At 75.8% G+C, this 9,873-nt stretch carries 10 protein-coding genes; 2 read left to right on the forward strand and 8 right to left on the reverse strand.

Features of this window, described 5'->3' with window-relative positions:
• Positions 1–1,365, forward strand: a 1,365-nt coding sequence (locus tag CTKZ_RS21545) for an FtsX-like permease family protein (RefSeq protein WP_371852359.1), incomplete at its 5' end; no start/stop codon positions are given.
• A 5-nt stretch (positions 1,366–1,370) separates the two neighbouring features.
• Here the strand turns inward: CTKZ_RS21545 and CTKZ_RS21550 are convergent.
• The 8 genes from CTKZ_RS21550 to CTKZ_RS10690 form a co-directional block, all read right to left on the reverse strand.
• The gene (locus tag CTKZ_RS21550) at positions 1,371–1,538 is read right to left on the reverse strand and encodes a hypothetical protein (protein ID WP_160142880.1); all 168 of its coding nucleotides are present in this window, start codon (positions 1,536–1,538) and stop codon (positions 1,371–1,373) included.
• Between the two features lie 110 nt (positions 1,539–1,648).
• A complete protein-coding gene (locus tag CTKZ_RS10660) occupies positions 1,649–2,710 on the reverse strand; it encodes a hypothetical protein (protein WP_235843441.1) in 1,062 nt (353 codons plus the stop codon).
• Positions 2,707–4,443 carry a DUF885 domain-containing protein gene (locus CTKZ_RS10665; RefSeq protein ID WP_124342929.1) on the reverse strand — a complete coding sequence of 579 codons (1,737 nt, stop codon included), beginning with the start codon at positions 4,441–4,443 and terminating at the stop codon, positions 2,707–2,709. The genes CTKZ_RS10660 and CTKZ_RS10665 overlap by 4 nt, the downstream gene beginning before the upstream one ends.
• 55 nt (positions 4,444–4,498) lie before the next feature.
• Positions 4,499–5,422, reverse strand: coding sequence for an RNA polymerase sigma factor SigJ (sigJ, locus tag CTKZ_RS10670; protein ID WP_124342930.1), 924 nt, complete (start codon positions 5,420–5,422; stop codon positions 4,499–4,501).
• A gap of 32 nt (positions 5,423–5,454) precedes the next feature.
• Positions 5,455–6,213, reverse strand: coding sequence for an SDR family oxidoreductase (locus tag CTKZ_RS10675; protein ID WP_124342931.1), 759 nt, complete (start codon positions 6,211–6,213; stop codon positions 5,455–5,457).
• Positions 6,210–7,700: an NAD(P)/FAD-dependent oxidoreductase gene (locus CTKZ_RS10680; RefSeq protein WP_124342932.1), complete on the reverse strand. Its 1,491-nt coding sequence runs from the start codon at positions 7,698–7,700 to the stop codon at positions 6,210–6,212. Before CTKZ_RS10680 ends, CTKZ_RS10675 begins: the two co-directional genes overlap by 4 nt.
• A 113-nt stretch (positions 7,701–7,813) precedes the next feature.
• On the reverse strand, positions 7,814–8,572 hold the full coding sequence (locus CTKZ_RS10685) for a nucleotidyl transferase AbiEii/AbiGii toxin family protein (protein WP_124342933.1): 759 nt from the start codon (positions 8,570–8,572) through the stop codon (positions 7,814–7,816).
• A complete protein-coding gene (locus CTKZ_RS10690) occupies positions 8,569–9,213 on the reverse strand; it encodes a type IV toxin-antitoxin system AbiEi family antitoxin (protein WP_124342934.1) in 645 nt (214 codons plus the stop codon). The genes CTKZ_RS10685 and CTKZ_RS10690 overlap by 4 nt, the downstream gene beginning before the upstream one ends.
• Positions 9,214–9,392: 179 nt before the next feature.
• Between CTKZ_RS10690 and CTKZ_RS10695 the strand changes: the two genes are divergently transcribed.
• Positions 9,393–9,873 (forward strand): HAD family hydrolase (locus tag CTKZ_RS10695; protein ID WP_160142881.1); only part of this gene is annotated, 481 nt, incomplete at its 3' end.

A 9,873-nucleotide genomic window follows, 5' to 3' on the forward strand; every position in this document is an offset into this window, starting at 1 on the left:
GGCGCGGCGTCCCTGTCCGGCGCGGCCGACCTGCTGCTCGCCGCGGCACCCGTCCTTGTCGCGGTGACCGGTGCGCTGCTGCTCTGGCGCGGCGTCCCGCCGCTCGTCGGCGCGGCGCTCGGCGCCGCACGACGGTCCCGCAAGGCCGGCCCCCTGCTCGCGATGGCCCGCGCACGAACCACGGGTGCGGTCATGCCGTTCGTCGCGCTCGTCGTGCTCACGACCCTCGTCGCGCTGTGCGCCGCGCTCGCCGGGACCGCCCGCGCCGGGCAGGAGGACGGCGCGTGGGACGCGGTCGGTGCCGACGTCGTCGTCCGCACGACGTCACCGGACACCTCGGTCGAGCAGGTCGCCGAGTCGCTGGCCCGCGCCGACGGTGTCGACGCGGTCGCCGTCGCTCGCGTCCAGGACGACACGCAGCTCTTCGGCGTCCCCCGGGTCGGCACCGTGCGGGTCCTCGCGGTTGACCCGCTCCCCTACGCCGACCTGCTCGCACGCACCCCGACGGGCCCGGCACCCCAGCTCGGGGCACTCGCCGACGCGTCCGACGCCGCACGAGCCGGGACGGGGGTGCGGGCGCTCCCCGCGCTCGTCACGGCGTCCCTGCTCGACGCCGACGCCGCCCTGCGCTGGGGCGACGTGACGATCGACCTGCAGCCGGTCGGCGAGACCCCCGCGCTGCCCGCCCCGCAGGCCGAGGCCGGCGTGCCGACGGTCGTCGTCGACCGCGCCGCACTCACCGCGGTCGCCGAGGCCCTCGCGGACGCGCGCGAGAACCGCAGCGGCGCACGGCCCGCCGGCGCCGACCGAGGCGTCGCGGACGGCAACACCGTGTGGGCCGTCGGACCCGGCGCCCCGGCGGCGGCGCACACCGCCGCGGCGACCGTCGGGGCTCGCGACCTGTCCCGTGCGCAGTGGCTCGCCGACCGGCGGTCCGACCCGCTGACCAGCGGGCTCGTCGGCCTGGTCGTCTTCGTCGCGCTGGTGTGCGCGGCGCTCGCGGCGACGGTCGTCGTGCTCGACGCGGCCGCGTCGGCACCCGGTCGGGCTCGTTCGCTGGCCAGCGCACGGGTGCTCGGGCTGCGCGGGCGGGCCGCCGCGCGCGTCGCGGCGGGCGAGCTGCTCCCGCCGACCCTCGTGGGCGCTGTCGGGGGCGTCGCGCTCGGCGTCCTCCTGGTCGGCGTGCTCGTGGGACCCCTCGCGCTGCGGCTGGTCACCGGCCAGGCGGACGATCCCGCCGTCGCGCCCGCGTGGTGGGCGGCGGCGCCGGTCGCGCTGCTCGCGCTCACCGTCCTCGTCGTCGTCGCCGTCGAGTCCTCGACGCGCCGCCGTGAGCGGCTGGGCCAGGTCCTGCGCGTCCGCTGACCCCCTCAAGGGCCGACGGACCGCGCGCCGGCGAACAGCATGATGGTGAGACCACCGCCGACGAGGTAGAGCACGAGCCAGCCGACGAACGAACGGTTCTCGATCCGGTCCGCCAGCCGGCCGATCAGCAGGATGATCCCGACGACGACGATGACGCCGATGACGAGCTCCATGACCCACCTCCTCCTCGAGGGCGCGCGGCGACGCGTCTGTCAGGAGAGGAGGGACGTCGACGACGAGGGATACGTGCCGTCGGCAGCCCGGGCCGTCCGCGCTCGGGTCGTCAGGCGGCGGCGTCCGTCCGTCCCGACCGCTCGCGGTTGCGGCGCAGCACCTCGAGCTCCGCGCTGACGACGCCGAGCACGACCAGGTCGACGAGCAGCCCCCAGCTCGCGTCCCACTCGGACAGCCGGAACAGGAAGAACTGCGTGACGAGCAGACTCACGAGGACGGCACGACGGAACCAGCGGTAGCCCTCGACGGCGTCGTGCCGCACCTGCAGCAGCCCGACGACGGCGAACGCGGCACCCACGAGCCCGCTGACGACCGCCCCCGCGGCGACCCACCACAGCCCGCCGAGGTCGCCCCACGCGAGCAGGCCGCGCATGACGGACACGGTCGCGGTCGCCACGAGCAGGACGACCGCGAGCAGCGGCACGAAGCGGGCCCGGACCAGCAGGTGCAGGACGCGCACGGCACCGCGCGAGACGGCCTCGACGACGTCGGGCAGCTCCTCGTGGTCCTCGACCACGGACCGCAGCAGAGCCCGCGTCTCCTTCGCCCCGGCGACCTCCCCGGCCGCCTCGAGACGGGACTCGGCCCGCGCGCGGGCGTGTCCCGTGAACCCGCCGACGACTCCCGCGACCGCGTCGTCGACCGCACCGGCCAGCGCCTCGCGCGGGTCGAGCGCACGGCGCCCGTGCAGCGCCTCGGCGACGAGCCCGAGCGCGACGACCGTGGCGTAGATGATCGCGGCGGTCGGCTCGTAGAAGTAGTCGTTGTCGGACGTGACGAACTTGCCGACCTCGTCGACGAACAGCCCGAACCCGATCCCGCCGACGATCGCCCCGAACGGCCGCAGCACCGGCCCCATGAACGACAGCAGCAGCACGAAGGCGAGCGCCATGAGCAGCCCGCCCCACAGGACGTGCGCGACGTGCAGCCCGCCGCCGCCGAGCTGCGGGTACCCGGACGCGGCCAGCAGGGCGCGCGTGACGAGCACCGTGAGAGCGGTGACGACGAGGAACGTGCCGAGGTTGCGCGTCGCGAGCGGGTCGCGCGGCAGACCGAGCCGCAGCATGAGGTGCACGGGCGACGACGTGCCGGGGCGTGACGTGGTGCTCACAGCGCCGCGAGCTCGCGTTCGAGGTCGTCGAGGCCGAGCGACCCCAGCCCGAGCGCGGCCGTGTGCCAGGCGCGCAGGTCGAACGTCTCCCCCGCCGCCGCCCGCCGCTCGCGCGCGCGCCGACGCCCCGACAGCCACGCACGCTCGCCGAGCTTGTAGCTGATCGCCTGACCCGGCCACCCGAGGTAGCGCTCGATCTCGCTGTGCACGAACGCGGCCGGCGACCCGCTGCGCTGCCGGAAGAACTCCTCGCCGAGGCCGGCCGTCCACCGCTCGCCCGGGTGGAACACGTGCGACCCCGGGACCGCGAGCCCGAGGTGCATGCCGATGTCGACGACCACCCGGACCGCGCGCATCCGCTGCCCGTCCAGGTACCCGAGCCGCGCACCGGGCGTGCGCAGGTGCCCGAGCTCGTCCATGAGCCGCTCCGCGTACAGCGCCCAGCCTTCCGTCGTCGCGGGCACCGACCCGACCGACGTCTGGAACACCGACAGGTCCCCCGCCCGGTACGCCCACTGGCCGAGCTGCAGGTGATGCCCGGGCACGCCCTCGTGGTACCAGGTGCTGATGAGGTCCCACGTCGGGAACCGGTCACGACCCAGCGTCGGGAGCCACGTGCGTCCCGGACGCGAGAAGTCCAGCGACGGGCGCGTGTAGTACGGCGCGGCGGCGGCACCGGGCGGCGCGATCATCGCCTCGACGCGTCGCACCGGGTCGGCGACGTCCACGACCGTGCCGTCGAGCTCCGCGATCGCGTCGTCCATCATGCGCTGCAGCCACGCCCGCACCTCCTCGACGCCCTCGACGGCCTCGCCGTGCTCGTCGAGGTGCGCGAGCGCCTCCTGCGGGCCTGCCCCGGGCAGCACGCGGTCCGCCTCCTCGGCCATGTCCGCCTCGATGCGCGCGAGCTCCTCCCAGCCCCACGCGTACGCCTCCTGCGGGTCCAGGTCCGCACCCGTGTGCAGACGCGCGGACAGCAGGTAGCGCTCGCGACCCACCGCGTCGGGCACGTCGTCGACCGCCGGGCGGTACTCGTCGGCGATCCACCGGCGCAACCGGTCCACGGCCGCGGCGGCGGCCTGCGCGGCCCCGTCGAGCTCGCCACGCAGCGACGTCGGCACGCCGACCGCGTCGGCCCGGTCGGCGAACCCCGCGTGCCAGCCCCGGCCGTCGGCCGCCGCGATCCACTCGCCGAGCTGCCCGACCACGGCGTCCGCCTGGCGGGGTGCGCTCCGCACACCCCGACGCAGCCCTTCCTCGAGCGTCGCGCGGAACCCGTCCGCGGCGTCGGGGACCTGCGCCAGCCGACCCGCGACGACGTGCCAGTCGTGCTCGGTGGCCGTGGGCATGAGCAGGAAGATCGACTGGAGGGTCTGCACGGGCGACGCGATCGGCCGCAGCGCGGCGAGGTCCTCGCCGGTGTCGTGCTCGGCGAGGCGTGCGGTGAGGCGTTCGCGCAGGAGCGTCGCGCAGCGGCGGTCGTCGTCGTCGAGAACCGGCGCGCCGTCGAGCTCGGTGAGCACCGCGCGGGCGGCCTCGGCGCGCTCGCGTGCGCCCGCCGGCGACAGGTCGGGCATGCGCCGGTCGTCAGGCCGGGTCCCGAGCGCGGTGCCGACCGACGGGTCGAGGTCGGCGAGCGTGTCGACCCAGCGGTCGGCGACCTGACGTGCGGTCCGGACCGACGAGTCGGTCGGGTCGGTCGGGTGTGGCACGGGCGGCTGCGCGGGGACCATCCCTGCACGCTAACCCGCGCGCCGTCGCCCGACCGCCGTGCGGGAGACGCCGCGCTCACGCGGTGACGTCGGCGGTCCGCCCGTGCCGGCTCAGCTTCTCAGGGTTGAGGACGAGCATGAGCTGCTCGATCCCCCGGTCGGACGTCTCGAGCAGGACGAGCGCGCCGACCTCGCCGTCGGCGCGGTGCACGAGCACGCCCGTCCCGCCGTTGACCTCGACCTCCGAGAAGAGCACGTCGCTCCAGTACTTGCGCATCACGTTGTCGAGGAGCGTGACGACGCGGTCGTGACCCACGATCTCGACCTTCGCCGCATGCACGACCCCGCCGCCGTCGGAGCGCGCGTGGACGTCGTCGGCGAGGAGGCGTTCGAGGTCGGCGACGCTGCCGGCGCGTGCGGCCGCGAGGAACGCGGTCACGAGCTCTCGCCGCCGCGCCGGGTCGGCCGGGGCGCGACGACCGGAGCCGAGCGCGGTGCGCGCCCGCCGGACGAGCTGCCGCGCGTGCGCCTCGGTCACGTCGAGCACCTCCCCGACCCGCCGGTAGGAGTAGTCGAACGCCTCGCGCAGCACGTACGCGGCCCGCTCGGTCGGCGTGAGCCGCTCGAGCAGCACGAGCACCGCGGCGTCGAGGGCCTCGGCCCGCACGGCGCCGAGCAGCGGGTCCGCGCTCGTGTCGACCGGCTCGGGCAGCCACGGCCCCACGTACGTCTCGCGGCGGGCGCGCGCGGACGTCGCCGCGTTGATCGCGAGCCGCGTCGTGGTCGTCGTGAGGAACGCGGCGGGGTTCTGCACGCCGCGCCGGTCGGTGTTCTGCCAGCGGATCCACGCGTCCTGCACGACGTCCTCGGCCTCCTCGACCGAGCCGAGCATGCGGTAGGCGATGCCGAACAGCTGCGGCCTGACGTCGAGGAAGTCCGTGACGTCGTCGTCCGCGACGGACGGGGGTCCCGGCTCCGGGTGCGCGGTGTCGTGCGGCACGAGACTCACCCTAGGGCCGGGACCCCCGGCGGTCAGCGGGCCACCCCCTGCGCGGCCTTCCACGCGGCGAGCGTCGTGGCGCCGATCCGCGCGCCGTCACCGAGCGGCACGATCGTCGTGGCGTCGAGGAGGGTGCCGAAGTAGCGCGCCTCCGGGTCCGCCACGACCTCGCGCGGGTCGCCGGCGGCGGCGAGCTCGGCGCGCAGCAGCTCGTCCATGCGGAACCGCTCCGGGCCGGCGAGCTCGACGATCCCGCCGACGGGCTCGGCGAGCGTGACGTCCACGACGGCCGTGACCACGTCGCGCGCCGCGACCGGCTGGATCGCTCCCGTGGTCGCGCGGACCACGCCGTCCTGCGTCGCGCCGTCCGCGATCGCGGCGAGGAACTCGAAGAACTGCGTCGCCCGCAGGATCGTGAACGGGATCGGCGAAGCCGTGACGAGCTGCTCCTGCGCGACCTTCGCCCGCAGGTACCCGCTGTCGGGCGCGCGGTCCGCGCCGACGATCGACAGCACCACGTGGTGCCGCACGCCCGCGGCCTCCTCGGCCGCGAGCAGCGTGCGCGTCGACGTCGTGAAGAACGCGAGCACGTCGTCGGGTGCGAACGACGGCGAGTTCGACACGTCGACGACCGTGTGCGCCCCCGCGAGGGCCTCCGCGACGCCGGCGCCCGTCAGGGTGTCGACGCCCGTGCTCGGTGCCGCGGGCACGGCGTCGTGACCGCGCTCGCGGAGCTGCTCGACGACCTGGGCGCCGATCCGGCCGGTGCCGCCGATGACGACGATCTTCATGCTGACCTCCTGTGGGTGGGTGCTGCGGTGGGTGGTGCGGTGAGTGGTGCGGTGGGTGGTGCGGTCGGTGGTGCGACGAAGGCGGGACCCGACGACGGCTGCCGCGCGGGTGACGAGGTGACGAGGGCGGGCCGCGACCGTCCGTCCGCCGGCGGCCGCAGCGGGACCAGGACGTCCGGGTCGCCGCCCGCGACGAACGCGGCACGCGGCCGGCCCACCGCGGGCAGGGGCACGACGTCGCGCCCGAACAGCGCGGCCGACGCCCACAGCAGCGCGACGCGGACCTTGCGCTCCCACGTCGGGACGGCGAGCACGTGGTACGCCCGGTGCACGGCCCACGCGAGCCACCCCGTGAGGACGAGGCGCCGGTACTGGAACACCCCGTGGTGGCGGCCCAGGGTCGCGACGACGCCGAGGCTCGCGTGCCGGTACCTCCGGACGCGACCACCGCGCAGCTCGGCCAGCACGTTGTCGGCGAGCAGGCGACCCTGCCGGACCGCGTGCTGCGCGTTCGGGACGGTCAGCGCGCCCGGCACGTCCGACGCGAGGTCAGGGACGGCGGCGTTGTCGCCCGCCGCCCACGCGTCCGGGACGGGCGCGTCCTCGGTGCCGACCCGCAGGTCGCTCCGCACCACGACGAGCCCGCGTCCGTCGACCGGCAGGTCCGTGTGGTTCGCGACGACGGGGTGCGAGGCGTTCCCGGCCGTCCACACGAGCAGCCCGGTGTCCCACTCCTCGCCCGTCGACAGCACGACGTGCCCGTCCGTCGCGGACAGCACCTGCGCACCGAGGTGCACCAGGCCACCGCGCCGCGTCAGGTGGCGCACCACCCAGCGGCCCGGACCGTCCGTCACCTCCGGCAGGATCCGGTCGCGCGCCTCGACGAGGTGGAACCGCAGCTCGCCCGCGTCGATCTCCGGGTAACGGCGCAGCAGGTCCGCCGACAGCGCCAGGAGCTCGCCGAACACCTCGACACCCGTGAAGCCGCCGCCCACCACGGTCACCGTCAGGTGCGCCGCCCGCTCCGCCCCCGGCGGCAGGTTCGCCGCTGCGTCGAACCCCGTGAGCACCCGGTCCCGCACCGCGACAGCCTCCTCGACGTGCTTGAGGCCGATCCCCTCGTCGCTCAGGCCCGGCACCGGGAACGTCCGCGTGACGGCACCCGCGGTGACGACCAGCACGTCGTACGCCAGGTCGCGCTCACGCCCGTCGACCGTCCGGACCGTCGCGGTCCGGTGCGCGTGGTCGACCGCCGTCACGTGCCCCGTCACGAGCCGCGTCCGGCGCAGGTGCGCACGCAGCGACACCGCGACGTGCCGCGCCTCGACCGACCCCGCCGCGACCTCCGGGAGGAACGGCTGGTACGTCATGAAGCCGCGCGGGTCGACGAGCGTGACCTCCGCCTCCCCCCGCCGCAGCCGCTTCTCCAGCCGCCACGCCGCGTAGAAGCCCGCGTAACCGCCGCCCACCACCAGGATCCGTCGCATCACGACCTCCGATCGCTCTCGGTAGGTCGACCGCGCAGCCCTGACGTTCGTGACGTGACGTGCGCCACACCCGCGTCCCGGACCGGGTCAGGACTGCCCGTCGGTGCGGGCGCTCAGCCCCCCGCCGCGCGGGTCCAGGCGTCCTCGACGGCCCGCGCCGCGTCCCGCGCGGTCACGTCGAGCCGTGTCTGGTGACCGAGCTGGTCCCGCCAGTCCCGCTCGCTCGGCACCGACGCGAAGATCCACGCCCCCGGCGGCCGCGACGACGGCCCGAAGTGCGTCCACGCGTGCACCGCGGCCGCGTCGACCAGCCCTCGGCGCTGCAGCTCCCACAGGTCGTACAGGTCCCGCGCCGCCCGCCGGTCCGACCATGCCGCGAGCTTCATCGCCGCCGCCGCCGCGCGCGTCGGGACGTGCAGCCGCGCCGGCGGCGCGTCGCCGTACCGCTGCACCACCTCGACCGGCTCCGTCGGCCACGCCGGCCGCCCCGACACGCTCGCGAGCTGGAACTTGATCGTCACGTCGTCCCCCACGAGGAGGAAGACGGCCTCCGCGTCGCGCGCCTCCCCCGGCGGCTTCGACCAGGAGAGCGACGGCACGTGCGGACCCAGGTCCGCCGCCAGCGCGGCCGCCAGCGCCCGGCCCGCCTCCGCCCGCGACCCGCGCACCAGCAGATCGACGTCCTCGCTCAACCGCGCGTCCGGCGTCCATGTCCGGCTCAGCGCGGTCCCGCCGTAGAACACGAAGCGGTCGCGCTCGCGGCGCGCGATCGACGCCAGCACGTGCGAGATGACGTGGTCGCGCCGCACCTGGTCGAGGTCGACGCCGAACGCGTCGGCGACGTCGTACAGCTCGCCCGGGTCGAGCCTCATGCGGCCGTCGCGTCCGGCACGAGGCGTCGCAGCCTCGCCAGAGCGGTCGGGCCGCCGCGCTGCGCGCGCGCGAGGTCCTCGACGACCGCCCAGTCGACGCGTGGCGCGAGGTTGGTGATCGCCTCCAGCGCCGCGCCCGGGTCGGCCTTCGCGCGGTTGAGCGCCAGGTCGAGCACCGTCTGCTCGGGCGTCGTGACCAGCACGTCCCCGAGCTCCGTCCGCACGGTCGTCGTCGCCAGCGCGCCCACGTCACGGCGGACGAAGCCCACGACCCCGTGGGGCCGGTCCACGAGCCGCACGTCGGCGTGACGTGCCGGCACCGCGTACGTGGCCCGGGCGTGCGCGCGCGGCAGCGCCCGCAGCAACCGCGCCGCGGTCAGCCCGACCGCCACCGGCCGCTGCGCGTAGGCCGTCGTCGCGACCGCCGCCGCTGCCGCCTCGAGCGCGGGACGCCACCGGTGCGGGTCGTACGCGTCGTCCGGCACCGCGACGTACACGCCGTGCGCGACCTTGTGCACCTCACCGCGGCGCGCCTTCTGCGCCAGGACCGCCCTCGGGTTGGTGTACGCGTCCGTCAGGTCCGCCGGCGTCACGGCGCGCAGCGGTCGCGTCGCGATCCGCGGGCGCTGGCGAGGTGTCATGTCGTCATCGTAGCCCGCCAGGCTACATTTCCGACACGTTGTGGACCGGACAGGGCGCGACACCGCAGGTCACCCGCCGTCGCGGTTGCCGACGCGCCCGAACACCCCAAGGATCGGGACAGTCGAGGTCAAGGACGTGCCGCCGACGAGGCGGACGGCCTCGTCGCCGGAGGTCCCCGATGCCGTCGCCCGTCGCCCTGCAGGACTTCGACGCGGTCCTCTTCGACCTCGACGGCGTCCTCACGACCACCCGCACGGTCCACGCCGCCGCCTGGAAGCGCGCGTTCGACGACTTCCTCGACGGGTGGGACCGCGAGCACGGCACGCACACCCCCCGCTTCGACGACCGCGTCGACTACGCCGCCCACGTCGACGGCAAGACTCGCGAGGAAGGCGTCCGCGACTTCCTCCGGTCCCGCGCCATCGTCCTGCCGCCCGGCGGACCCGGCTCCCCGCCCGAGGAGGACTCCTGGTGGGGCCTCGGCAACCGCAAGCAGCTCCTCGTCGAGGAGGAGCTCGAACGCTCCGGCGTCGAGGCGTTCCCCGGCTCCGTCGCCTGGGTGCGCGAGGTCCGCGAGGCCGGCCTCAAGACGGCCGTCGTCTCCAGCAGCCGCAACTGCGCCACCGTCCTCCAGCACGCCGGCATCGCCAACCTCTTCG

This window comes from Cellulomonas algicola (assembly GCF_003851725.1).
GTDB classification, from domain to species: domain Bacteria; phylum Actinomycetota; class Actinomycetes; order Actinomycetales; family Cellulomonadaceae; genus Cellulomonas; species Cellulomonas algicola.